This is a genomic window from Methanothrix soehngenii GP6, assembly GCF_000204415.1.
GTDB lineage: Archaea > Halobacteriota > Methanosarcinia > Methanotrichales > Methanotrichaceae > Methanothrix > Methanothrix soehngenii.
Genome location: NC_015416.1, coordinates 1,316,279 through 1,339,386, shown reverse-complemented (window position 1 = coordinate 1,339,386; position 23,108 = coordinate 1,316,279). Strand labels below are relative to the sequence as shown.

26 protein-coding genes are annotated in these 23,108 nt (G+C 53.0%); 13 read left to right on the top strand and 13 right to left on the bottom strand.

Annotated features, from left to right (window positions below):
* Positions 1–163: 163 nt before the first annotated feature.
* From MCON_RS06675 to MCON_RS06650, 6 genes are all read right to left on the bottom strand, one after another.
* Positions 164–1,483 (bottom strand): SdrD B-like domain-containing protein, encoded by a 1,320-nt coding sequence (locus MCON_RS06675; RefSeq protein ID WP_013719249.1) that lies wholly within the window; start codon positions 1,481–1,483, stop codon positions 164–166.
* Positions 1,484–1,771: 288 nt separating this feature from the next.
* Complete coding sequence (locus MCON_RS06670) at positions 1,772–2,626, bottom strand: SPL family radical SAM protein (RefSeq protein ID WP_013719248.1); 855 nt, start codon at positions 2,624–2,626, stop codon at positions 1,772–1,774.
* Positions 2,623–4,263, bottom strand: coding sequence for an ATP-dependent DNA ligase (locus tag MCON_RS06665; protein ID WP_013719247.1), 1,641 nt, complete (start codon positions 4,261–4,263; stop codon positions 2,623–2,625). The genes MCON_RS06670 and MCON_RS06665 overlap by 4 nt, the downstream gene beginning before the upstream one ends.
* Complete coding sequence (locus MCON_RS06660) at positions 4,264–4,572, bottom strand: winged helix-turn-helix transcriptional regulator (RefSeq protein WP_013719246.1); 309 nt, start codon at positions 4,570–4,572, stop codon at positions 4,264–4,266. It abuts the gene before it with no gap.
* Positions 4,573–4,790: 218 nt separating this feature from the next.
* Positions 4,791–5,903 carry a cell division protein FtsZ gene (gene ftsZ / locus MCON_RS06655; RefSeq protein ID WP_013719245.1) on the bottom strand — a complete coding sequence of 371 codons (1,113 nt, stop codon included), beginning with the start codon at positions 5,901–5,903 and terminating at the stop codon, positions 4,791–4,793.
* A gap of 290 nt (positions 5,904–6,193) precedes the next feature.
* Positions 6,194–6,589, bottom strand: a complete 396-nt coding sequence (locus MCON_RS06650; RefSeq protein WP_048132993.1) for an ArsR family transcriptional regulator — start codon at positions 6,587–6,589, stop codon at positions 6,194–6,196.
* A 199-nt stretch (positions 6,590–6,788) separates the two neighbouring features.
* Here MCON_RS06650 and MCON_RS06645 point away from each other — a divergent pair, with 199 nt between their 5' ends.
* Complete coding sequence (locus MCON_RS06645) at positions 6,789–7,634, top strand: methanogenesis marker 8 protein (RefSeq protein ID WP_013719243.1); 846 nt, start codon at positions 6,789–6,791, stop codon at positions 7,632–7,634.
* 51 nt (positions 7,635–7,685) lie between these two features.
* On the opposite strand, the gene MCON_RS06640 is transcribed toward MCON_RS06645, so the two are convergent.
* Both MCON_RS06640 and MCON_RS06635 read right to left on the bottom strand, forming a co-directional pair.
* On the bottom strand, positions 7,686–8,321 hold the full coding sequence (locus MCON_RS06640) for a hypothetical protein (protein ID WP_013719242.1): 636 nt from the start codon (positions 8,319–8,321) through the stop codon (positions 7,686–7,688).
* A 43-nt stretch (positions 8,322–8,364) separates the two neighbouring features.
* The gene (locus MCON_RS06635; protein WP_013719241.1) at positions 8,365–9,258 is read right to left on the bottom strand and encodes an NOP5/NOP56 family protein; all 894 of its coding nucleotides are present in this window, start codon (positions 9,256–9,258) and stop codon (positions 8,365–8,367) included.
* A 223-nt stretch (positions 9,259–9,481) separates the two neighbouring features.
* Here MCON_RS06635 and MCON_RS06630 point away from each other — a divergent pair, with 223 nt between their 5' ends.
* The 10 genes from MCON_RS06630 (at position 9,482) to MCON_RS06585 (ending at position 19,466) form a co-directional block, all read left to right on the top strand.
* A complete protein-coding gene (locus MCON_RS06630) occupies positions 9,482–10,711 on the top strand; it encodes a replication protein A (protein ID WP_013719240.1) in 1,230 nt (409 codons plus the stop codon).
* Position 10,712: 1 nt separating this feature from the next.
* Entirely contained in the window at positions 10,713–11,603 is an 891-nt protein-coding gene (locus tag MCON_RS06625) for an RPA family protein (protein WP_013719239.1), read from the top strand.
* A gap of 48 nt (positions 11,604–11,651) precedes the next feature.
* Positions 11,652–11,882 carry an Lrp/AsnC ligand binding domain-containing protein gene (locus MCON_RS06620; RefSeq protein ID WP_013719238.1) on the top strand — a complete coding sequence of 77 codons (231 nt, stop codon included), beginning with the start codon at positions 11,652–11,654 and terminating at the stop codon, positions 11,880–11,882.
* A gap of 19 nt (positions 11,883–11,901) precedes the next feature.
* Positions 11,902–13,737, top strand: a complete 1,836-nt coding sequence (locus MCON_RS06615) for a DNA topoisomerase VI subunit B (protein WP_013719237.1) — start codon at positions 11,902–11,904, stop codon at positions 13,735–13,737.
* Between the two features lie 47 nt (positions 13,738–13,784).
* Complete coding sequence (locus MCON_RS06610) at positions 13,785–14,912, top strand: DNA topoisomerase IV subunit A (RefSeq protein ID WP_013719236.1); 1,128 nt, start codon at positions 13,785–13,787, stop codon at positions 14,910–14,912.
* Positions 14,913–15,704: an amidohydrolase family protein gene (locus MCON_RS06605; RefSeq protein WP_013719235.1), complete on the top strand. Its 792-nt coding sequence runs from the start codon at positions 14,913–14,915 to the stop codon at positions 15,702–15,704.
* A gap of 106 nt (positions 15,705–15,810) precedes the next feature.
* Positions 15,811–15,993, top strand: coding sequence for a methytransferase partner Trm112 (locus tag MCON_RS06600; RefSeq protein ID WP_013719234.1), 183 nt, complete (start codon positions 15,811–15,813; stop codon positions 15,991–15,993).
* 148 nt (positions 15,994–16,141) lie between these two features.
* A complete protein-coding gene (locus tag MCON_RS06595) occupies positions 16,142–17,419 on the top strand; it encodes a hypothetical protein (RefSeq protein WP_013719233.1) in 1,278 nt (425 codons plus the stop codon).
* Between the two features lie 3 nt (positions 17,420–17,422).
* Positions 17,423–19,027: a CTP synthase gene (locus tag MCON_RS06590; protein ID WP_013719232.1), complete on the top strand. Its 1,605-nt coding sequence runs from the start codon at positions 17,423–17,425 to the stop codon at positions 19,025–19,027.
* Between the two features lie 88 nt (positions 19,028–19,115).
* Positions 19,116–19,466, top strand: coding sequence for a hypothetical protein (locus MCON_RS06585; RefSeq protein ID WP_048132033.1), 351 nt, complete (start codon positions 19,116–19,118; stop codon positions 19,464–19,466).
* 167 nt (positions 19,467–19,633) lie between these two features.
* On the opposite strand, the gene MCON_RS06580 is transcribed toward MCON_RS06585, so the two are convergent.
* From MCON_RS06580 to MCON_RS06570, 3 genes are all read right to left on the bottom strand, one after another.
* Positions 19,634–20,140, bottom strand: coding sequence for a type II toxin-antitoxin system VapC family toxin (locus MCON_RS06580; protein ID WP_013719230.1), 507 nt, complete (start codon positions 20,138–20,140; stop codon positions 19,634–19,636).
* Between the two features lie 2 nt (positions 20,141–20,142).
* Positions 20,143–20,355 carry a hypothetical protein gene (locus MCON_RS06575; RefSeq protein WP_013719229.1) on the bottom strand — a complete coding sequence of 71 codons (213 nt, stop codon included), beginning with the start codon at positions 20,353–20,355 and terminating at the stop codon, positions 20,143–20,145.
* Positions 20,356–20,682: 327 nt separating this feature from the next.
* Positions 20,683–20,901 carry an AbrB/MazE/SpoVT family DNA-binding domain-containing protein gene (locus MCON_RS06570; RefSeq protein WP_157863708.1) on the bottom strand — a complete coding sequence of 73 codons (219 nt, stop codon included), beginning with the start codon at positions 20,899–20,901 and terminating at the stop codon, positions 20,683–20,685.
* A gap of 376 nt (positions 20,902–21,277) precedes the next feature.
* Between MCON_RS06570 and MCON_RS15145 the strand changes: the two genes are divergently transcribed.
* Positions 21,278–21,637, top strand: coding sequence for a type II toxin-antitoxin system death-on-curing family toxin (locus MCON_RS15145; protein ID WP_013719227.1), 360 nt, complete (start codon positions 21,278–21,280; stop codon positions 21,635–21,637).
* A gap of 2 nt (positions 21,638–21,639) precedes the next feature.
* On the opposite strand, the gene MCON_RS16870 is transcribed toward MCON_RS15145, so the two are convergent.
* Positions 21,640–21,774, bottom strand: coding sequence for a hypothetical protein (locus tag MCON_RS16870; protein ID WP_269798853.1), 135 nt, complete (start codon positions 21,772–21,774; stop codon positions 21,640–21,642).
* 256 nt (positions 21,775–22,030) lie between these two features.
* Between MCON_RS16870 and MCON_RS06555 the strand changes: the two genes are divergently transcribed.
* A complete protein-coding gene (locus MCON_RS06555) occupies positions 22,031–22,453 on the top strand; it encodes an SOUL family heme-binding protein (RefSeq protein WP_052297535.1) in 423 nt (140 codons plus the stop codon).
* A gap of 97 nt (positions 22,454–22,550) precedes the next feature.
* On the opposite strand, the gene moaC is transcribed toward MCON_RS06555, so the two are convergent.
* Positions 22,551–22,979, bottom strand: a complete 429-nt coding sequence (gene moaC, locus MCON_RS06550) for a cyclic pyranopterin monophosphate synthase MoaC (RefSeq protein WP_013719224.1) — start codon at positions 22,977–22,979, stop codon at positions 22,551–22,553.
* Positions 22,980–23,108 lie beyond the last annotated feature (129 nt).

Below are 23,108 nucleotides of genomic sequence, written 5' to 3'. Positions count from 1 at the left end.
TATCTTTTGCCCAATCTATGAAAGATTTTTGGTTGAACGCCGAGAAATCTTCAACCTGACCATAGGGATTCCTGCCAGTGGACTGAAAAAAAGAAAAGGGTCTGGCAGACAGCCCAGACCACTGATCTTGGGGTGATGCGGCCCTTGAATAGGCTAAGGCGGCTCAGGATTGGTTATTGGCGAACTCCAGGTGGGTCACGCTCTCGTTTATGACCTCTGCGGTGAACTTGCCATCAGCGGGTGAGATAAGCGTCCAGCCTGCTTGAAGGACCTCTTTGATTGTATATACACCAGGAAGCTGGTTGAGGAAGATGAACTTTCCGTCTGCTGAGGTGTTGACGCTCGTGATAATCACACCCTCAGGTTGCTCCAGGTTGACTGTCCAATTGGCAAGGCCAGATTCGTTGACATTCATTACCCCATTTCCGTCCAGATCCTCGAATACAACGCCCTCAATGGTGTATCCCCGTACCGCTTCAGCGACGGCATCAGTTGCGGCGGTCTCATTCAGAGCTACCGTCTCATTCAGAGCTACCGTCTCATTCAGAGCTACCGTCTCATTCAGAGCTACCGTCTCATTCAGAGCTACCGTCTCATTCAGAGCTACCGTCTCATTCAGAGCTACCGTCTCATTCAGAGCTATCGTCTCATTCAGAGCTACCGTCTCATTCAGAGCTACCGTCTCATTCAGAGCTGCCGTCTCATTCAGAGCTACCGTCTCATTCAGAGCTGCCGTCTCATTCAGAGCTACCGTCTCATTCAGAGCTGCCGTCTCATTCAGAGCTGCCGTCTCATTCAGAGCTGCCGTCTCATTCAAAGCTACAGTCTCATTCAAAGCTACAGTCTCATTCAGAGCTGCCGTCTCATTCAGAGCTACTTCCTGGACCTCTGGTGTCTCGACCGCGGCAACAGACGGGGTTTCGCCTGCCAATGCTACGGCCTCTTTGCGGGCAATGCTGCCCAGCTTCGTTGGCTCGAGCTTCACGGTCTGATAGGTGCCTCGTAGGGTAGCGTTGGTCTCATCCATCAGCTTGATAGAGTACGAAGCATATGATCCCATCTGGATCGAGTAGGGAACGATGGATCCCAGCTTTGACGAGTATGGGACAATGAATCCTTGCTGGATGGAGTAAGGAACCATGGATCCGTCTTTGATGGAGTAGGGAATCCTGATGCCCAGTTCTGGAGAGGCGCTCACAGAATTTACTTCTGTTACCATATCCGAGGTGAGGTTATGAGCGGCAACTCCGGTTGAGAAGCTAAAGCCTTTTCTTCCAGCATTGGCTGCGGTATTGGACAGCACTCCTGCTGATGTGGCGGTATAAGATTGACTTCCTGCAGAGCCTGCAGAATAAGACTGATTCCCTGCCGAGGCCACTGTATAAGACGGATTTTCTGCCATCTCCTCAGAATAACCTAGAGCAGGCATCATAACAATGGCTGCTATCATGATGGCCATGCTGATGGCCAGAATGTTTTTCATATCGAATCCTCCTTTTGCTCTTGCATATGACATTTATGACTATGGCTTGAACATCCTCCCTTTTGAGAAGAATTGTCGTGGATTCTAGTTATTCTTCATATAAATAAACTTTCGTGGGCAAAGGGCACCATAAGGTTGACGCATTGCATTTATGATTTTTTTTAATATCCAGCAAAAGGAATCCGGTAGAAGGGAGAATACCGATTCGAATTAGCCGATTGTCGATATCTATATCTTATACAAACTATTTAATTTATTTTTTATCCACTTCGTTAATTTAGCTGCTGATTACAGAGGCAGGAGATGAGAGCCATCGCAGCTTATGCCCTCCTCAAATGCGAATCCCTCCCTGCAGGTGGAGAAGGTGATGCCAGTCTGATGGGCATGGGATGCTACATCCTCCAGAATGCTCCTTCTCAAATCCGCCGGAAGATAGCTGCTGCCCGAATATCTCCCTCCCCGGGAGAAGAGCGCTTTTAGGGCCGCTCCCTCCTCCGGAAAGGCAGCAGTGATTTTTTTTATGCTATCTGGCCGTGCCTTATATGTGGAGGAGGTTATATGCCTGACCCCAGCGGAATGAAGAGAATAGACCAGGTCCTCGATCCCGCAGTCATTGATTCCCGGGATGATGGGATCGATTCTGGCTGACAGGGGAATTCCCGCTCGAGATAGCTCATTCAGTGCAAAGAGCCTTCTTTTTGGCGATGGCGCCCCCGGCTCCAGCCTCAGGCTTAGGGAATCATCCAATGTGGTGACTGTGACGGCCACCGCCGCCTTCATTGCGGCGAGGAGATCGATATCCCTGGTGACAAGATCGGACTTTGTGACGATCTGCACCCGAAAGTTCCTCTCTTTCAGTATCCTCAGGCATCCCCTGGTCAATCCCAGCTCCTTTTCTATGGGAGGATAAGGATCGGAGCTGTTGGAGATAGCAATAAAGAGTCCGGGGACGACCTTGGCCGCCTCTCGGTCAAGCCTCCTCAATAGATCGACCTTCGGCCGGCAGGAATGGAACCGGGGGATATAAGATGAGGCATAGCAGTAAAGGCAGCCGTGCGGGCAACCGGTATAGGGATTGAGGCTGAGCTTGGCAGGGCAGGTGCACAGCTCGCTCTTCCAGGGGTCAAATGCTCTGAGGATCATCGGCCAGAGGATGAAAAAAGCCTAGTCAGTTCATCCGCATCCTCCCAGGAGGCAAAAAGATCGATCCCTAAAACCTGAGGGCGGACGATGGCATAGCCCTTATCGTTCCTGCGAGCACCCTGGATCTTCAGCTTGAGGAGAACCTGGGGATTGACACAAGCACCAGTATCATCCCATTCTCTGGCTAGGGCTTTCAACTGGCGATCCAGCTCCAGAATATCCTTCTGGCCCGATTGACCCCCTATCCAGCCCACTGGCACGAGGTCGTCCCCTTCTCGCAGGGCGACGAGAAATCGAGAGAAGATCTGATCACTGCTCCTCCGGCCCCACTCCGCCCGGACGATAACGGCTGATATGGACATCTCTCTTCCCACAAAGAAATCGCATCTGCTGCATTCTCCAGGCCGGTAGAGGCCCAGAAGGCTCCGCACCATCAAGCCCACTCCGCCCTCTTCCACCATCTGGTCCAGATGGCTCTGAATAGAGTCCTTCTTTAGCTCCTTCTCCAGGACGATACATTCACGGGTCGCAGATATTCCCTGAAAGGGCATGGACCTGGGCTCGCCCAAAGCTTTCAGCATCCTCTTTCGCCTCTCCTGGAAGGGCAGGGAGATGGTGTTCTCGCCAGAAATGTAGATAAGATCGTAGGCTAGCAGGGCAGGCGATATGCTGCTTCTTCGGGAGAGGCGGCGGCGGTTGATATATCTGAGCATCTCCGATTGAGAGCACATCTTCCCCTCATGAAAGCCGATCAGATCGGCATCGATTATGAATTCATCATCCATGCCGCTCAGCCTTTGGGCCAGGCCGTTTAACGAGGTGGTGATGTTCTTCTGCCGGGAGCTGAAGATATAAGCCCCATCTCCTGTATTATGAACCTGCACCCTCAGGGCATGATACCTGGGTAAAACCGCCCATCCCACTGATTCCTCTCCCGCTTCTCTGACGGTCTTTAGATCCTCTGCCTTCAGGGCGCATAGCGTCATCGGCTTTATGGGAATGCCCGGCTGGATGGACGCTCTTTCCAAATGGTTTCCGGCAGCCATGATGGCGATCTTGCCCGGGTCCGGCAGGAGGCTATAGGCCCTATGAATCTGATCCGGGTCACAGCAGAAGGCCAGAGCAAAAGCAGCAAGCATGGTCTTATCGCCGATTCCGGCGAGCATATTTCCTAGAACTGTGCGAGCGATATACTTTCCCTCAAGGGGACTCGCATCCTGGAAGAGGCCCCGGAGAAGAGCGTTCTTTCTCTGCTCGGAGTCCTTGCCCCGAATCAGAGAGATCCGCCTTAGCTGTTCGTATACGGACATGGACTGTAGAGGCTCACTGGAGAGCGAATGCTGGCCTTTTTCCGCCAGTGCAGCCTCCGCCACCAGCCCCATCTCCCCCATTCGATCTCTGAGCAGGGATATATTCTCTTCCGAGATTTCCTCCAGAGCGGCAGCGACTCCCTCTGGCCCCACCCCCATCTCCCTGCCCTCCCAGGGCGGCCAGAGCTGGCCCAACAGGAGACGGATCGTAGGGCAGAGCAATTCAGGTTTCATCTCAACAATCAGGCGGGAGCACAACTCCGCTTTGCAGCTGCGCGGGGCGGAGGATAGCTCCTCTATAGACTGGGCTATTTGGCGATAGAGCATTTACCTCGCGATCTTGATCTTTTTCAGTTCATCTGCTCTCTTAGAAAGCTCTTCGATCATCGAGTCCAGCTCCTTGAGGAATGGACCGGTCTCGTGGGTTGTGGTCGCGCCGGGAGCGGTTGCCTTGATCAGACCCTCTTGTTCCAGTATTCTTAAGGAATAACGCACCTTATGACTGGGTATGCTCGTCTCCTCTGCCAGCTTGAGAATACCAATGGGCTCGTTCTCTACCACATGCTTGAGTATGAGCAGGTGCCTCTGCAACATCTCAAGCTCCCCGCTCACCTTCTCAGTCAGAATGGATATCACATCCCTTCAATAGATAAACAGATACTGATAGGGGGAGCGCACTTATAATTCCATCGATTGACATGGTGCATGCTAGCACGGCTAAAAGAGATGATCAAGTGCAGCAACGGGCATTGAGGGGGTAATCGAAAGGAAAACGAGAAGAGATGCTAATATGAGCGAGCAAAAGGGGAAGGCAGAGCTATAGGGAGGCAGTGGCACCTCCTATATGAGCTCCATCAATAACGTGCCCGCCGGGATAGGAAGTCTATGCCATGCCTTGAGGTCACCCTCTTGCTCATGTCCTTTCCCAGTATTTGGGGAGACGAGACTCCTGTAACCACCAGCATGGTCCTCAGGGTATGGTCGAGGTTCTGGTCTATTTGTGCTCCCCAGATGATCCGAGCCTCAGGATTTATCTTCTGATAGACCTCATCCACCACGGTCTCGGCATCGGTGATGGTCATGTCAGAACCTCCAACCACGTTAACCAGGGCGGATGTCGCGCAGGATACGTCCACATCCAGGAGGGGACTTCGCAGGGCTTTCGATACCGAGTCCCGCGCCTTCTCCTCTCCCTGTGCCTCACCCATTCCGATCATAGCCACTCCGCCGTTTGTCATCACCGTTCTAACATCGGCGAAATCCAGGTTGATCAGACCGGGACGGGTTATGAGCTCAGTAATCCCCTTGACCGAGCGCATCAGCACCTCATCCGCCACCTTGAAGGCCGCCTGCAGGGGAAGGTTGGGAACGACATCCAAAAGTCGATCGTTTGGCACCACGATCACGGTGTCTGAGACCTCTCGCAGCCTATTTAAGCCCGCTTCTGCATTCTGCATTCTTATCGTCCCCTCTGCGCTGAAGGGAATGGTAACGATGGAGATGGTAAGAGCGCCCGCCTCACGGGCCGCCTCTGCCACCACCGGCGAGGCGCCAGTGCCTGTGCCGCCCCCAAGGCCGCAGGTGACGAAGACCATGTCCGCTCCATCCACTGCCGCTCTGATCTCATCTATATCCTCTTGAGCAGCCTCTTCACCGATGGCAGGCAGGCTGCCCGCGCCCAGGCCGCGAGTTGTACGCCTGCCGATCAGGAAACGGCGATCGGCATTGATATGCAAAAGGTGCTGAGCATCGGTGTTCACCGCAAAGAGCTCTGCCCCCTGGATGCCGCATTCTGCCAGGCGGTCGATGGTGTTCGAGCCTCCTCCACCACAACCAATTACCCTGATGACCGTGGTCAGTTCCTCGAGAACTGACACTAGCTCCTCATCGCTCTTAATCATGCTGGAAGGCTTGACCCTGCTCTCAGCCTCAGCCCTGCCCATGGCATCGTCGATGATGTACTTCATATCCATCCCCTCTTCTTTATTCTGCCATATTCTAGTAATCTATTAGTATATAGATTTTTGCATAGAGTAAATTGGCGCATCTTGAAATATTATATAGATGTTTAGGTGAGTGCATTTGAATTTGGTTATGCATAATCAACTTGAAGTATGTGAAAATCATCTGCATGCATATCAGAAAATTTCATTACTTAATTAATATCAAAATATTAAAAATAAACTTTTGTAATAGCTCCGTATGCCGATTTCACCTCGAGCCAACTCGGGCGCGCCTTATCCTTTGATATATAAAATCAATTCGATTTCAAAGACTTGAGCTTCTCAATCTGCTTCATCACCCTCTCCGCTTCCTTTGCATTCTCCGACTCCAGATACTGGACGATATCAGGAAGGCTGCGGTTCAGCTTATAGATGCGATAAGGTCGACCTTTTCCAGGATTCCTCTCATCCCTCTCTCTAACCCATTCCAGCCTTCTAATCTCTCTCATGGCAATGCTAACTTCAGGCTGGCGCAGATCGGATCCGATCTCAATCTCCCGGCTGGTTGCCTCTGGCACTCCCGCTAGATAGGTCAGGACCTTGGCCACGTTCCTCTTGAGGCCTATCTTCATTAAGATGGATGCAAACTCGTCGCGCTCGGCAGCGATATCAGCGGATGCTGATGTATTCAAAGCTTTCACCAGGCGCATAATGAATGATAACATATATATAAGTTTCGTCAAAAATAATTCGGTTGAGATAGAAAATTTACCTTACATAAATATTATATTTAATCTCAAATATTAGAGAATCATGGAGAAATTGCATTGGCCATGGATAGGCAATGCAAAGAGACAAGAACAGGCAGACAAGGATATAGCCGCTGTAGGCCCTCTTGAGGTGGACGATATGCATAAAATGGAGCTACTGGGAAGATCAGCCATAAAGGTGAGCGAGGAAGAGGTAACGGAAGCCACCGAGCCGGTGATCGAATGGTGTCCTCTTTTCGATAAGGTCCGGGGAATAAAAAAGGTGACAAAGGAGTCCGCGGCTGCCAATATGGAGTTTCGCATTAAGGAGCATGGAATGTTCTCCGCCCGCCGGAAGCTGGAGATGGACACATTCGTCGGCTTTGGGGCATCCGAATCGATGATGACCGGGCTTATGAGGGGTATTATCGATGCTGCCGTTACCGTGTGCGATGGCGCTGGAACGGTCATCACCTCCAATGGATCACTGGTCCAGGGCATGGGCGGATACATCTCCGGACTGGTGGAGACGGACCCCATCCCAGAGGTGATAAAGGGCATAAAATCCAGGGATGGGCATGTCCTCTCTCCCGAGAGTGGCAGGATCGATCAGCTGGAGGGCGCGGCCTATGCCATAAGCGCTGGATACTGCCGGTTCGCGGTGACGGTAGCAGATGCCCAGACTGCAGAGAGGCTGAGGGAGCTGGAGAGATCAACTGGAGTGCGGATAATGATAATCGGGGTCCATCTCACAGGGATCAGCAAGGATGATGCCAGAAGGCTCTTGAAGGCGGCGGATATCGTCACCAGCTGCGCTTCCAGGCATATCCGAGAAGAGGCAGTACCCCTGGTGCAGGTAGGAACCGCGGTGCCTCTCTTCAGCCTGACCCCCTGGGGAAAGGAGCTGCTGGTGGAGAGGGCAAAGGATGTCTCTTCGCCGCTGCTGATAAACACCATGCCCCTTCCCGTCCTCCCGGAGAAAAAGCAGCCCAGGCCTCTGGTCTAGATCTTGGATAATGGAATCCTCAGCAAAGAGACTCTGAAAAATATAGCTGCCTCATGGGCAGGGAAGGGTCATAATGGAGGCGTTGCCGCTCTCCAGCTGCATCCTCATATTTGTATAGCCCTGATAGCTTCCGGTCATGATGTAGGCAGGAGCTGAGCTGGTGCTTCTCTGCACCCGCGCTCCCACCCTTGCCGTTCCATCCGCTTCGGTGTGGATGCTGTACACTGAGTTCTCATTGGTCTGGCTCACGGAGGTGTCTTTGACCAGGTCCCGTATCTCAGAGTAGCTCTCGGAATAGATCGATCCCACCTCGTAGTTCTTGGCGCAGAGGGCGTTTCTCAGGTCGCTCTTGGTGATGGGCTCGCTGTATGAAGATGGCTTGTTCTGGTAGACTCCCCATTCATTGGCCCAGATCTCATTGAATCCATCCTCAAATCCGCCATAGACATGAGCGTCAATGGAGCGGGATATTGTGCCTGTACCTCTGGTCCCAGTGACCAACTTCTGGCCGTGAAAGCCGCTGGTTGTCTGGTAGATGCGCATATCATCCGAGTATCCCTGATTGTAGATCCAGGAGTGCTCAGTCATATTCTGAGCAACTCCCGCTGCTGGGGGAACCAGAAGGCCCAAGCAGGCGATGATGCTAAATACCGATATCATCAGAAACCCGGATTGCCACCATTTCATATGCGCAACTTCATCTCAATCGAATATAAATTTGATCCTGATTCTATCCTTGCTGCTCATTCCTTTCTCCAGCCAATCTGATGCTCTCCTTTCTATTCCCTCCCCTGCGTTTGATGTCATTCAGCCGCCTCTCCAGGGAGGCTGCCAGGTCAGGTGAGGGGCTAGCTCCATAGTAGTCCAGCCGGGCGGCAAGGGCGAGCTTTCCAGCCAGAGCGCGTGCCACCTTTCCCCGCAGCCTTCTTGGGGCTCCCATGACTGCTGGATGGCGGAAGATTATCCCGTGCTTGGGGGAAGGGGCATGGCCGTCAAGATGCTTGAAGAGGGACTTCTCCGCCCCCATGACCTGCACCCGGGAGGAGGGCATCTTTGCCAGCCGGCTCAGGCCTCCTGCCCTGGATATGAGCCTCGCTGCCAGGATCGGTCCGGCAAGAGCGGAAAGGTTTGGGGCGAGTTCCTCTGCTCGAAAGCTCACCTCCTCCTCCATGCTCTTCCTCGATTCCATCAATCGGAGAATGGACCTGGCAAAGGGTCCCATAATCCGATCCTCGCATAGCAACTCCGCCAGATCCTTTCCATGAACGATCCTCTGATGGTGCAGGCGATGCCACTCATAGAGCCTCTCATCCAGTAGATTTATCGCCTCAGTCATATCGTCTATGGCCTCTACCGCCTGGAGGAGGTCCTGTTCTGTGGTAGCCAACTGGGCAAGCTGGCGGCGAACGAGGCCCAGGGCGATCTCTCTGAGGCGGGCGTTATATTCGATATCATCTGCCGCATATCCATGCATTAGGGCCAGGCGGCGCAGGTCGGGCTGAACGGATGGGCCGGCAGGAAGAGGCTTCTTTAAAAGGGCGTCTATCATCCTCTCCCCATCTTCAGCTAAGAATACTGATCCAGTCTCCGAATCAATCCTTCCAAACCAGGTCGCGATCTCCATACAACCATACCTCCCGGCAATAAGCCATTTGTTTTCTCTTGGTCGTCTTTTATCTTCTCTCTAATCTATATTATCCTCTTCCATTTCATCCCGTTTTCTGAAATCTGCAAGGCTTGTTTATGAAATCTCCGGAGATTACTTTCTCTCTGCACAGATCTTCCTTAAATAGTTCAAGAGCCAAGTTACTATCACCTCTCAATGAAAAACAGGGGGCATACGGGTAATGAAAGAAATAATAGATCAGATATCGGCTCGTCTCAGGGAGCAGAACATCCTTGTCCCTGATGAGGAGATTGAGGTTCGCCTAAAGAAGCTAATCGACGATTTTCGCGTGCCGGAAGGAGAAGCAAGAAGATCGGTCTTGAACTACTTCCAAAAGGAGCATGGAATTATGCCTCAAGCCAGGGCCAGCTCGGAGAAGGTCAAGCTCTCCGAGATCAAGGAATCCGGCCGGTGGGTGGATTTGGAGGTTAAGGTTCTGGATCTCTGGGAGCCGGCGACTGAAGCCATCTCTCAGACCGGCCTGGTCGGCGATGGCTCGGGAGCAATGAAGTTTGTTAAATGGAAGAAGTCCGATCTGCCCGATCTGGTCTTAGGCCAGAGCTATTCTCTGAAGAAAGTGATCACGGATGAGTTCCAGGGCCGGTTCAGCATAAAGCTGAATCGCACCAGTCAGATAGAGCCCCTGGAAAATGAGGTGGAGGCAAGATCGGTCAGCAAGGCAGCGCAGGAGATGAAGGTGATCGAGATCAGCGAGCCCGGACTATGGGTCGATCTGAAGGTCAAGGTGGCTCAGCTCTGGGAGCCGAACAGCGATTCCATCTCCCAGTCGGGCCTTATCGGCGATGAGACCGGCTCTATAAAGTTTGTGAAATGGACGAAAGCTGATCTTGCCAACCTGGAGGAGGGGAAGAGCTATCTTCTTCGAAACCTGGTTACAGATGAGTTCCAGGGGAGGTTCAGCGTAAAGCTGAACCGCACCAGCCAAATCGAGCCGTTGGATGTTGACATAGAGATAGGCTCCCAGGCGGCAGAGTTCTCCGGGGCTCTGGTGGATGTGCAGAAGGGCTCGGGATTGATAAAGCGCTGCCCGGTATGCAAACGCTCCTTAGCCAAGGGGGTATGCACCGAGCACGGAAAGGTGGATGGCACATATGATCTGCGCATCAAAGCGGTGCTGGACGATGGCCGCCGGGTGCAGGATGTCCTCATCAACCGGGAGACCACTGAGCGGCTGGTTGGGCTTACCCTGGATGAAGCCAGGATGATGGCCATGGAGGCGCTCGATCACGAGGTGGTGCGCTCCCTCATCGAGAGCAAGCTGGTGGGCAGATACTTTGCCATCGCTGGGCCAAGGGTCGATCGCTATCTATTGGTGGAGACCATAAATGAGCTCATGCCGGTGACAGAATCGAGTGTGGACGAGCTCATGAGCCGGGTGGAGGCGATCTAGGATGGCGGGATTTTCCAGAGAGGTGGCGCGCAGGATATTCGCCGAGGAGCTGAAGAGTTCAAACTACTCCTTCCGGGAAGGTGAGGACCAGCATCAATATGCTCCTCAATACCTTCTCACCCCTACCGGGGCCAAATGCAATCGGGTCTTCTTCGTGGGAACGCTGACCGAGAAGGACGATATCGGTACAGATGTGGAGTACTGGCGGGGGCGAGTGGTGGACCCGACGGGCAGCATCTTGATCTATGCCGGGCAGTACCAGCCAGAGGCCGCTCAGATACTGGCCAGCATGGATGCACCTGCTTTTGTCTCCATCGTGGGAAAGCCCAACCTCTACCAGACGGAGGACGGCAATGTCATCATATCTCTGCGCGCTGAGTCCATCCAGAGGGTGGATGAGGCAACCAGAAACCAGTGGATAATGGATACCGCCAGGCGCACTCTTGAGAGGCTCTCACTCCTCGAGAAGGCTGAACCAGCTCCATTGTCAAGCGACTTTACCACCGCAGACAGCGCTTATCCCTCCACCAATCAGCAGGATGCGTCTCGGGCCCGGGTGCACTATCATACCGATATAGAGCGCTACCGCAAAATGGTCGCTCGGGCCCTTGCCTCTCTGAAGGCGGACCTGGGCAAGACTGTAGGAGATGATTCCGGGTCTCTTGCCTCTTCCGCCGAGTCCGAAAGGATGGGGGAAGAGAATGGAGATGAGCTGCACGAGCCCATTGAAGAGGGGTTCGAGGCGAAGCCGGAAGCAAAGCAAAAGGAAATGCCAGAGGAAAAGCAGCCCAATAAAAAGATCAAGCCCAAGAAGGGTGGATCGCTGGACTCCTGGCCCGAGGCCGGGGGGGACGAAGAAGTGGAGACCTTCAACCTTGGAAAGAAGAGCTGAAAAGTCTTATATAATCTACAGGAGCTCATAGAGCAGAGGTGAGTCAATATGGTAATTGGTGTAACGATGGTCAAGGTGGTGCCAGGACAGGAGAAGACTGTCTACAATGCTCTGCAGGAGATCGACGGCATCAAGGATGTATATCATGTCTTTGGCGAATTCGATTTCGTGGTGATCATTGAGGTCGAGGGCCTGAGCATGCTCAACAAGCTGGTCGATGTTATCAGAGAGATCGACAACGTCAATGCCACCCAGACGGTGGTCGGGGCCGAGCTTTAAGCCCCGTCATCCCCCTCTTATGGAGATCGCTGAGGAGCTGGCTAAACAGCAGAAGGCCATCTCCGTAGCTGAATTTTTTGAGAAGAACCGTCAGATCCTTGGATTCGACTCCGCGCCTCGCGCCTTAATCACCTGTGTGAAAGAGGCGGTGGACAACTCTTTGGACGCCTGCGAGGATGCGGGCATTCTGCCGGACATATTCGTGCAGATAAAGAAGAGCGGCGAATACTTTCAGGTCATAGTGGAGGACAACGGCCCGGGGATTGTGCCGGAGGAGATCCCGCGCGTCTTTGCCAAACTGCTCTATGGTTCTCGATTTCATACTCTGCGCCAGAGCAGAGGCCAGCAGGGCATAGGAATCTCCGCCGGGGTGCTCTACTCCCAGCTCACCAGCGGCAGGCCTACGCGAGTTATATCCAAGATCGCTCCGGACAGGCCTGCATATTACTGTGAGCTCATGATCAACACCTCCAAAAACGAGCCTGAGATCATTAAAGCAGAGGAGGTGGACTGGGAGAGGCCTCGGGGAACGCGGGTGGAGATGGAAATGGAGGGCTCTTATGTCCGCAGCCGCAGGCAGTCTGTCTATGGCTCATTGAAGAGCGCCGCTATCGTCAACCCCCATGCCCGCTTAACCCTGGTGGAGCCGGAGGGAAATGTGGAGGTCTTCGAGCGGGCGACGGAGAGCCTTCCCAAGAAGGCCTATGCCATCCAGCCCCATCCAGAGGGAATAGAGCTTGGGGAGCTGATCAAGCTCTTGCGCTATACCGACAAGAAGAAGCTCCGGGTATTTCTTAAGGAGACCTTCTCCTCCATCGGAACGATCTCCGCCCAGGAGCTGTGCAAAAAAGCGGATCTGGACCCTGAAGCTCCTCCTGCAAGCCTGGACCACGATGAGGCGGTGCGCTTGCTTTTGGCCTTCAAACAGATCCGGGTTAAGTCGCCTCCAGTGGACTGCTTGTCTCCCATCGGCGAGGAGCTGATCCGGGCGGGGCTGGAGAAGGAGTTCCGGCTGGACTTCATCGCCACCACCACCAGGCCGGTATCCGTCTACTCAGGCAATCCCTTCCTGGTTGAGGTGGGACTGGGCTATGGCGGTGAGCTGGCCCGAGAAGGCCGCATAGAGATACTCCGATTCGCCAATCGAGTCCCCCTGGTCTACCAGCAAGGAGCCTGCGCCATAACTCATGCTGTGGAGTCGGTCTCCTGGAAGAACTATTCTCTGAGCCAGTCCGCAGGAAGCGGCATTCCCGTCGGTCCGGCAGTGCTGCTGGTGCACATCGCCTCCACCAATATCCCCTTCACCTCGGAGAGTAAGGATGCGGTGGCCGATATGCCGGAGATTCTCGTTGAGATCGACCTGGGGCTCAAGGAGGTGGCTCGAAAGCTGCGCCGCTACCTGAGCAGGCAGAGCCTGCTATCCGAGAGACGGGAGAAGGAGGAGATCATCAGAAAGATCCTTCCCCGGATAGCAAAGAAGCTCTCCGATGTCCTGGACCGCCCCGAGCCGGACATAGGACCGGTGGTGGCCAAGATCATGGGCAACCTTCTGGTTTACAGGGAGAGCGAACAGCAGGACGGCCGGATCTCGGTCCGGCTGGTGGTTGAGAACCACAGCGACCTTGTAAGATCCTTCAAGCTGCATGAGCTTTTGGGGGAGAAGGCGGAGGCGATCAGTCCCCCTGCCAAGGTAATTTCTCTGGGGGATGGATACGACCACCACTGGAAGCTCTCCGTAGGCCCGGGCCAGAAGGCCATTATCAGCTACCAGATCGGGGCGAATAGCAGCGGGCCAGCTAAGCCGGTGGTAGAGGGTCTGGACCCGGAGATCGTCACCGGCGCCAGAGCGATCTGATAGGGAGATCTGATAGATGACAGGATCCCAGCGATTGGAGTGAGGGCATGGCAGGATCAGATGACAGGAAGAGTTCGGAGAGAGCGTTGAGGGATTCCCGGTCGAAAAAGGCAGAAGAGAACCTTCTCCGTCTGGCCGATTCGCTCTATGGCCAGTTTCAGCGGGGAGTTGTACCTCATATATCTCTGCCCTCCCGGACCAAGGGAAATATCGAGTTCTCCACTAAAGACGATGTCTGGATCTACGGAGACCAGGAGACGATGCGCAGCGTCAAGACGGTTCGGGGAGCCAAGACCATTCTTAAAACCGTCCACCTGACAGAGCTGCTGATAGATGAGCATCTCAAGAACAATCGGGGCTCGACATTAAGAGAGATCTATTACATCTCCGAGAACTGGGATATAGCCAAGTTCCATGAGCAGGCAGAGAGCGACCGGCTGATCGAGGATCTGGAGATTGTAACCGATCTGCACCGGGAGGACTTTCACGTCCGTCCGGAGGAGGACGGAGCGGCTGTCTTCGGGCCGCTTCGCCTGAAAGAGCAGACCCGCCGGGGGGAGAAAGAGATGCACTGCCAGGAGGACGTTGGCGAGGCCGGCTACCAGATACCCTTCAACGTGGATAACATCGAGTTCATCAACCATGATGCCCGGATGGTCATGGCCATTGAGACCGGCGGAATGTACGCCCGGCTGATAGAAAACGGCTTTGATGAGGAGTATAATGCCATCCTGGTGCACATCAAAGGCCAGCCTGCCAGGTCCACCCGGCGGATCATAAAGAGGCTGAACACGGAGCTGAACCTCCCGGTTGTAGTCTTCACCGATGGCGATCCCTGGTCCTATCGCATCTTCGCCAGCATAGCCTATGGAGCGATCAAGAGCGCCCACCTCTCCGATCATCTGGTAACGCCCAAGGCCCGCTTCCTGGGAGTGCAGCCCAGCGATATCGTGGATTATAACCTATCCACGGACAAGCTTACGGACAGAGATCTTCAGGCCCTGAAGAGCGAGCTTTCTGATCCGAGGTTTGCCAATCCCTACTGGGAAAAGCAGATCCACTTGCAAATAGACCTCAAGAAGAAGGCCGAGCAGCAGGCTTTTGCCGGAAAGGGGCTGGACTTTGTAACCAAGACCTATCTGCCGGATAGGCTGACGGAGATGGGGATCATCTGAATGATCATCGACTTTCATGCCCACATCTATCCTCCGCCAGTGGCAGCCAAGATCCTTCCCGCGGCCAGAAGAAAGCTGAAGGTAGAGGTGCCGGGAAGCGGAGCGCCCCAGGACCTCTTGGGGCACATGAGCCGTTCCGGGATCGCGAGATCGGTCCTCCTCCCCCTGGCCAAAGGCAGAGAGGACGTCTCCAGCCTCAACGACTGGATCCTGTCAGTATCAGATGAGGGCCTGATCCCCTTTGGAGCCATCCATCCGTTTATGGAGAACCTGGAGGCGGAGCTGGACCGGCTGGCTGGTTGCGGCGTGCGGGGGGTCAAGATAATGCCTCTGCTGCAGGAGTTCTATCCCGATGATCAGTGCTGCGAGAGGCTTTACGAGGCATTGATCAAAAGAGAGATGATGCTAGTCACTCACACGGGCCGGGATCCTCTGGAGAGGGAGGAGGTCTTCGGGACGCCGGAGCGCTTTGCTAGAGTCGTCCAGTGCTATCCAGAGCTCAAGCTCTTGCTGGCCCATCTGGGCGGGATGCGAATGTGGGATGAGTCGAGAAGGCATCTTCTCCCCGCTGGAGGAAATGCCTATTTTGATACCGCTTATGTCTCCTTTTATCTGGATGAAAAGAATATGGCGGATCTGATCCAGGATATTGGGGCGGATCGGGTGATATTCGGCAGCGACTATCCCTGGGAGATTCCGGGCAGAGCAGTGGAGATAATCCAGAGGCTTGATCTATCAGAGGGAGAGAAGGAGGCCATACTCTGGAAGAATGCCTCCATTTTATTGGAGTGACTGCAGGGGAAAAATAGGTCCATTCCCATCATGTCAGGTCTCCAGGACCGGATGCTTCGGATGTGAGACAAAGATTTATACTTTATAAGAACAGATGTTGCCAGCGATGAAACGCGATCTTCTCGATATTCTGGCTTGCCCTATGTGCAAAGGAGACCTGATACTGGAGGTATTCGAAGAGAACGAGTCGGAGATATTAGCCGGCAAGCTCTGCTGTCGTGCTTGCAATGAGATCTATCCCATTGAGGACGGGATTCCAAATATGCTGCCCCCAGAGCTTCGAGAATGATCATATTCTAGATTGACCAGATGGACGCCTGGCCGAATCCGCGCTAAGAGCCCCAAAATGGTGGATGGGGGCAGAGAAGGGGCTTGGGATTCACAGGCGAAATATTTATACAATATTATGTAACAATAGCGAGTGAGGGGTTTTGGGATTGGATCATATTGTTCGCATCAACGAGGGAAGCGATACCAAGACACCCATCGTCCTCCATCTTCTTCCTGGCGAGGAGACCCTCTTCAACCTCGTGGTCATCAACGATGGAGAGCCTTTAGATGTCTCGCTTCAGGCCAGCGATCCCGTCTTCAAGGCGGTTCGCTTCAGGAGATCGGATGACTATGTGGATGGAAAGCAGATCATACCGATCTTCGCCCGAATGCCCGACGATACAGACCGGCTGGATGGAGAGATCATCCTGAAGAGCAGCATTGGCGATAGCCGGGTTCCCATAACCATCCTGCGGGATTCCCTGGTATCCAAGCCAGATCAGCTCCCCGGCATCCAGTCCGAAGGTCTCGGCCGCCAGGGCCCATCAGATAGATTGGGCAGGGTCCCCTCTCGAGCCTGGATCCGGGATATCGCCCCGGCAGAGGAGGCGCAGACTGAGGATTACCGGGAAGAGGAAAGGAATCCTGACGAGGATGAGATCGGCGCCGATGGGATTGATCCAGAGATAATTGATCCCGAGGGCATGGATGATGGCGGGGAGGATGAGGATCGCAGTCCATACGAGTCCTCCGAGGATCTGGATACGGAATTCGTCCCGGCGAAGGATGGACGCGATGAAGAGGATGAGAGGGAGAGCCGGAATATATCGTTCTCAAAGGATCAGGATCTAGAGAGATATCGATCTGCCCGCCGTTTTCGCAGGATTGAGGATCTCTCGGAGACGGACGGAGATAATCACAGTAAAGAGCGCAATGGCCCGGTGAGGGATAATGAATACTCCAGAGAAGCCGATGATTATTTTGGTGGGGATGATTATCCTGATCGCGATCGGATCGACCGCCCCATCGATCCCCTGACCAGCCAAACGCAGGGCTCAAATGGAGAGTTTGATCCTTTTAAGACCCCCCGAGAGGACCGGCGGTTTCAGAGAGACGAGGCAGCACAGGACCCTGAGAACCGCTTCAGACCAGGGGTAAGGGAGCCACTCGGATCGGTCGAAAGGGAAGAGAATTCCACAGAGCAGTTCGAATCCGATCAGATTCGTTCTGAAGAGGAGGCGGGAGAAGCAGTTGAGGATGAGGACGGCTTGCGAGCGATCGGAGCGATGCAGGTCATTCCCGCAGTCATATTCTTGGGCCTGGTTAGCGCATTGGTTCTGACCTTCATCACCGAGAGCATTCCCGAGTTTCCCGGAGCATTAGTGTCGTCGATTCTGATCGTCACCCTTATCATATACGGAGCGGCTACGCTCCTGAAGGCGTAAAAAATGAGATATATCGTGGTCACTGGCGGGGTTATGAGCGGCCTTGGGAAAGGCATAACCGCGGCTTCCATCGGCAGGCTGCTCATGAACAGGGGCTATAAGGTCACGGCCATAAAGATCGATCCCTACATCAATATCGATGCTGGCCTCATGAGCCCCTTTCAGCATGGAGAGGTCTATGTTCTCAAGGATGGGGGAGAGGTGGACCTAGACCTGGGGAACTATGAGCGATTCCTTGATGTCGAGCTGACCCGAGACCACAACATCACCACCGGCAAGGTCTACAGCACAGTGATTGAGAAGGAACGGCGAGGTGAGTATCTGGGCAAGACGGTGCAGATCATCCCCCACATCACCGAGGAGATTAAGAAGCGCATCCGTCAGGTCTCCCGAGACGGGGGCTGCGAGATATGTCTGGTCGAGGTGGGGGGCACAGTGGGCGACATCGAGTCCATGCCCTTCCTGGAGGCTATGCGCCAGCTCAAGTACGAGGAGTCGGGAAACATATTCTTCGTCCACGTAACCCTGGCCCCCTCCACCACCGATGGAGAGCAGAAGACCAAGCCCACCCAGCATAGCGTGAAGGTGATGAGGGAGCTGGGTCTGCAGCCGGACATGATCGTGGTTCGATGTGAGAATCCCCTGCTCCCAGAGACCAAGCACAAGATCGCCCAGTTCTGCGATGTGCCTGCAGAGGCAGTGATCAGCGCCCACAACTCTGATGACATCTACAAGGTGCCCCTGCAGATGGAAGCCGAGGGCATTGCCAAGTACATAATGAAGGAGATGAGGCTCTTTCCTCTGGAGGAGAAGAAGGACTGGGACCAGTTTGTAGCGAAGATGGAAGAGGTATCAGGATCGGTGAAGGTGGCGATCGTGGGCAAGTACACCGTGGGTCAGCAGTGCGCCGATCCCATGGAGGATGCCTACCTCTCCATTCGGGAGTCTCTGAAGCATGCGGGGATTGAAGCCGGCGTCCGGCCGGAGATCGTCTGGATCGATGCTGAGGATCTGGAGCACGGATCATCTGACCTCATCCTGCGGGAGGCGGACGGCATTCTGGTGCCGGGTGGCTTTGGCTCCCGGGGTACGGAGGGCAAAATCAAGGCGGTGCAGTATGCCCGGGAGATGAAGGTTCCCTATTTGGGTATCTGCTTTGGAATGCAGCTGGCGGTGATCGAATATGCCCGGAACGTCTGCGGCCTGGAAGAGGCGGGAAGCACTGAGTTTGGAGAGACCCCCCATCCGGTGATTGCTATTTTGCCCGAGCAGGAGAAGATCAGGCAGATGGGGGCAACCATGCGGCTGGGAAATTATCCCGCTCACCTGTTGGAGGGCAGCCTGGCGCACCAGATCTACGGCAAAACCAATATCGTGGAGAGGCACAGGCACAGATATGAGGTCAATCCCGCTTATATCAAACCCATCGAGGAGAAAGGGATGATCTTCTCCGGCAGGAACGGTGATCTGATGGAGATCTGTGAGATTCCAGAGCATCCATTCTTCTTCGGCTCTCAGTTCCACCCGGAGATGAAGTCCCGGCCGGGCAAGCCATCTCCGCCGTTCCTGGCGTTTGTAGAAGCGATGAAGGAGCGAAAAGCTAAATAGGAATATTTTTCCAGATTTTTATATTTTTATTTTTAAAGAATATCCCGCAGCTTGCTGCAGGGTATTCTTTAAAAATAAGACGATTGAATTGATTGATGTTCTCTGGCTTCAGGGCGAGGCAATAGTCGCAGCTTTCGAGGTGGAGCACACAACAACAATTTATTCGGGCTTATTGAGGATGGCGGACCTGGTGAGCATGCAGCCCAATCTCAAACTCGATCTGTTCATTGTCGCGCCTGATGAGCGGAGAGAAAAGGTGTTCTACGAGATTAACAGGCCTGCATTTGCCAGGCTAAAGCCTCCCCTCCCGAAAATCTGCCGATTTATTCCTTACCTGGAATTGAAGAAGGAAGTCGAGCAGATCGGAAACAGAATTCGTTACATGAGACCGGAGTTCATCTCAGAAATTGCAGAAAGCTGCGAGCCCGACTACACATAATCTACTTGCGGTCCTTCCAGCTCTGCTGCCATCATCCACCAGCCACGCGTCCGCACCCGCAAGCGAGGGAGGATACGGGCAGATGCCATTATTTGGGGAAACGGCTGGATAGGGATGGCACAAGAATCGAAAGAGAAATGGGCTATGATATTTCCCGTCCTGCTCACTTATGGTTTGTATATGCTAATGTCTTCTGCTAGCTGAAAATCGTTGTCATTAGTAGCTATATTGGAAATGCCGTTCATCTTCATGACAGCCAGGTGAGATGCATCTGATATGAAGAGCCCATATCTGCTCGAAAGATCTGTTGCCATATCCATTGTAGCCTTGTCGATGCTGTGGATGACCAAAGGATATGCTCTAATTACAGCGTAGGTCTTCCAGACCCTCGCAAGGCTTGAGATCGTTTCCGACTTGTCTTCTATTAGTTTCCTGGCTTCGCTCTCACTTCGCAGATGATATGTCTTTGTAGTCTCGGCTAGAATTAGCTTGTGGATGATCTCGTTTAAGACTAGGGCAGAAGTGGCTGCAAAATAGGTGCCGGATTCAATATTTTGCAGGAACGCACGACATGTAGCTCGGTATTTTGTATAGTCCAGTGCACCATACAAAAATATGTTCGTATCTATAAATATATTGGATTGGGGCGCAAGCGAATCCAGAGAGCTAATCACAGCTAATCCTCGGATTCGATTATCTCTTCTATAAGTTTTTGGTCATCTAATTTGATTGAGCCAATAAGTTGATCAGTAAGACTCTTGATCGGCTTGATGAGCAATTCTCCGCCTTTCACGCTCAGAGCTACTCGTTTGCCTTCACAAAGGTTAATCTCAGATAATATTGAACTCGGAAGCTCAATTATCCCGCCTTTCTTAACAAGAACCTCCATCTATCTCACCAAAGCATTAACATGTCTCTGCCTCTAAAAAAAGATTTCCAGGAAATAAGGGATTGGTAGGATCTCGCTTTAATGCATTCGCAGCATCATATTCTGAGTGCAGACCATAGGTATGCGTGGCTTCGGCAAGCATTAGTTTATGGAGCACTTCATTGAGCACAAGTGTTGAAGTGAATCCATTATACGCACCTGATTCAATTGCCATAAAAAATTCGTGGCATGGCAGGAACCATTTAGGGCGCCTCATTATATGATATAAAAATATATTGGCGTCGATAAATACATCGGAAGATCTAGGCAGTGCTTCAAGAGAATTTATCACAGCCAATCCTCGGATTCCACAATCTCATCAATAAGATCAACATCATCCAGTGCGATTGAACCTGCCAGCCTTTTTGCAATGTCTTTGGCCGGTTTGATGAGAATTTCTCCATCCTTTACGTTCAGAAACACTTTCTTGCCTTCGCTTAGACCCAACTCAACCATAAAGGAGTTAGGAAGCTCAATTATACTGCCTTTCTTGACAAGAACCTCCATTGATCTCACCACGATCCTATTGATATGCTTGGCTTCTAAAATAGATTTCCTAGATCTAAGACCAGAGCCCAGGCACTCGCGAGCAGCAGGCCATCGGCCATCTCTGACAGAAGGCAATTTTCCTCCTCTAGCTAGGCCCGACCACGCCGCCATCCTCTCAATCCAAATTTACTTCATGCACGAGACAGTGCCGCTATCCTCCAGTCACACGCCCGCCCTCCATCATGCGCACGCGCACTCCTGTGGGTGGGCGGGGCCACCAGGCTATGTACTCCTGAAGCTCCGGTCCACAGTTTTTCTTTATCCGGAACGCGGATCGAAACCAATATCTCCTCGGTCAGTGAAATTGTTCCCTGCCCGAGGGAAGTCCAGTCCAATGGTCGAATTAACTGCAAAGATGATCATCGAGATCCATGACACCATCATCCAGCGCTATGGAGGCTTGCCAGGCATCCTTTGCCAGGGCACCATTGATTATCTCGTCTCCATGATCAATGATGAGCCCGATCACTTCAAGAAGGCCGCTCTTGCTCTTCATCTAATAGCCCTTCATCCCTTTAACGATGGCCAGAAGAAGACTGGATTTCAGCTTGCAGACAACATTCTAAGGATGAACGGCCTTCGCTTGTCTACTAGCAAAGAAAAGATATGCGGGGTTCTCTGCAAAATAGCTGAATACAATTGCATGCTCGATGAAATCGAGAGACGGCTCCGAGAAAACACGCTGGAGACCTGACCTCACAATCTGGCCAGGCATTTCATTAACTCATCGTTCTCTTTCAGGCTCTTCTCCAGATGCCTGCGCTGCTCAGCGGTGAGACCTCTGCCTTTATCATCTTCCTTCCTTGGGCGGGAAATCATCTGCTCTAACATATCTAATGTCTCTATTTATCCGCCTGGATTAAATAGCTTCTTTTGTGGACGATCCGGGCTGGGTGCCAACTGCAATTCGTACTCCAATATGAGCGCGCCTATGGATGAACTGGACCCCCTTGGGCGGCGATTACCGGAGGCAAAAGTTGTATAATCGTGGTATTCTGGTCAAAAATCCCCGCATTTGTCTGGCCATCTCCCATCTTGACTGCATGGATAATGGATTGCTCCGCAATCACCTGGCGGTAGCTGAGGAGTGGAGGATGAGAATGGTGCCTTCAGCCCATTGTTCAGATACATCTCCGGAGAGAACGAGAAAGGGGAGAAGATCGAGATGACTGCACCGGTGGTCACAACCAGTACCGAAAAAGGCCTGTCCATGGCTTTTATTATGCCGGAGCGCTTCGATATTCAGACCATCCCCCGGCCCACATCAAGCAATGTCGAAATCCGGGTGGTCGAGCCCCGAACCCTTGCCACCATCAGGTTCTCAGGCTACATGAATGAAGGCAGTTATAGAGATAATCTGGAGCGATTGAATAAGACCCTGAAGGAAAGGGGGATCCTGACCAAAGGAGAGCCTTTATTGATGCAGTATAACGAGCCCAGGACGCCGCCCTTCTACCGCAGAAATGAGATTGCATTGCTGGTGGCCAATGATACTGTAGAGGAGAAATAGAAAGGAGAAAGGAATCGGAAAGGGCTCAACAGCTGAGAAGGGATATTATACGCCGACCAACATAATTCCAGAGCAGTACGACTTTCCGCATCGAGAGCTATTCCCCTTTCACCTTCTCCAGCACCCGGATCTCCTCAATTTCCGTCTCGGGATAGTTGCCCGTCTCGTCCTTCTCCAGATACTTGACCATATCCCAGATGTTGAGCAGAGCTACGCTCACACCTGTGAGGGCCTCCATCTCCACCCCCGTCCTTCCAACAGAGGTCACTGTGACTGTGGCTCTGATCCTCATCACCTCCAGCTCAAGGCCAACCACCAGGCCGGTTATGGGAATGGGGTGGCAGAGAGGAATCAAACGAGGAGTCTCCTTCACTGCCAGTATGGCCGCCAGCCTGGCGGTAGCCAGTGGATCGCCCTTCTTTATCTCTCCACATCTAATAGCCTGGAGAGTGGACTCCTTCAGCCTTATAGATCCAGTAGCAGTGGCCTTTCTATAGACCAGAGACTTAGAGGTGATATCCACCATGCCCTCCAGTTTTTCTGCCCCGGCCACCTCTCCAAACCAGCCGTCCTCTTCTTTCATCCTCTCGTCCTCAATTCTACTGCCCATTCTCAATTCTGCTCTCTTCCCAATCCCTGCCCACCGTTTCCCGTC

Coding starts and splice junctions, on each gene's coding strand:
- MCON_RS06600 (WP_013719234.1), top strand. CDS start 15,811: ATGAAACGCGATCTTCTCGATATTCTGGCTTGCCCTATGTGCAAAGGA.
- MCON_RS06665 (WP_013719247.1), bottom strand. CDS start 4,263: ATGCTCTATCGCCAAATAGCCCAGTCTATAGAGGAGCTATCCTCCGCC.
- MCON_RS06610 (WP_013719236.1), top strand. CDS start 13,785: ATGGCAGGATCAGATGACAGGAAGAGTTCGGAGAGAGCGTTGAGGGAT.
- MCON_RS15145 (WP_013719227.1), top strand. CDS start 21,278: ATGGTCGAATTAACTGCAAAGATGATCATCGAGATCCATGACACCATC.
- MCON_RS06650 (WP_048132993.1), bottom strand. CDS start 6,589: ATGCGCCTGGTGAAAGCTTTGAATACATCAGCATCCGCTGATATCGCT.
- MCON_RS06575 (WP_013719229.1), bottom strand. CDS start 20,355: ATGGAGGTTCTTGTTAAGAAAGGCGGGATAATTGAGCTTCCGAGTTCA.
- MCON_RS06625 (WP_013719239.1), top strand. CDS start 10,713: ATGGCGGGATTTTCCAGAGAGGTGGCGCGCAGGATATTCGCCGAGGAG.
- MCON_RS06640 (WP_013719242.1), bottom strand. CDS start 8,321: ATGAAATGGTGGCAATCCGGGTTTCTGATGATATCGGTATTTAGCATC.
- MCON_RS06645 (WP_013719243.1), top strand. CDS start 6,789: ATGCATAAAATGGAGCTACTGGGAAGATCAGCCATAAAGGTGAGCGAG.
- MCON_RS06670 (WP_013719248.1), bottom strand. CDS start 2,626: ATGATCCTCAGAGCATTTGACCCCTGGAAGAGCGAGCTGTGCACCTGC.
- MCON_RS06590 (WP_013719232.1), top strand. CDS start 17,423: ATGAGATATATCGTGGTCACTGGCGGGGTTATGAGCGGCCTTGGGAAA.
- MCON_RS06615 (WP_013719237.1), top strand. CDS start 11,902: ATGGAGATCGCTGAGGAGCTGGCTAAACAGCAGAAGGCCATCTCCGTA.
- MCON_RS06630 (WP_013719240.1), top strand. CDS start 9,482: ATGAAAGAAATAATAGATCAGATATCGGCTCGTCTCAGGGAGCAGAAC.
- MCON_RS06605 (WP_013719235.1), top strand. CDS start 14,913: ATGATCATCGACTTTCATGCCCACATCTATCCTCCGCCAGTGGCAGCC.
- MCON_RS06620 (WP_013719238.1), top strand. CDS start 11,652: ATGGTAATTGGTGTAACGATGGTCAAGGTGGTGCCAGGACAGGAGAAG.
- MCON_RS06570 (WP_157863708.1), bottom strand. CDS start 20,901: ATGGAGGTTCTTGTCAAGAAAGGCAGTATAATTGAGCTTCCTAACTCC.
- MCON_RS06635 (WP_013719241.1), bottom strand. CDS start 9,258: ATGGAGATCGCGACCTGGTTTGGAAGGATTGATTCGGAGACTGGATCA.
- MCON_RS16870 (WP_269798853.1), bottom strand. CDS start 21,774: ATGTTAGAGCAGATGATTTCCCGCCCAAGGAAGGAAGATGATAAAGGC.
- moaC (WP_013719224.1), bottom strand. CDS start 22,979: ATGGTGGATATCACCTCTAAGTCTCTGGTCTATAGAAAGGCCACTGCT.
- ftsZ (WP_013719245.1), bottom strand. CDS start 5,903: ATGAAGTACATCATCGACGATGCCATGGGCAGGGCTGAGGCTGAGAGC.
- MCON_RS06675 (WP_013719249.1), bottom strand. CDS start 1,483: ATGAAAAACATTCTGGCCATCAGCATGGCCATCATGATAGCAGCCATT.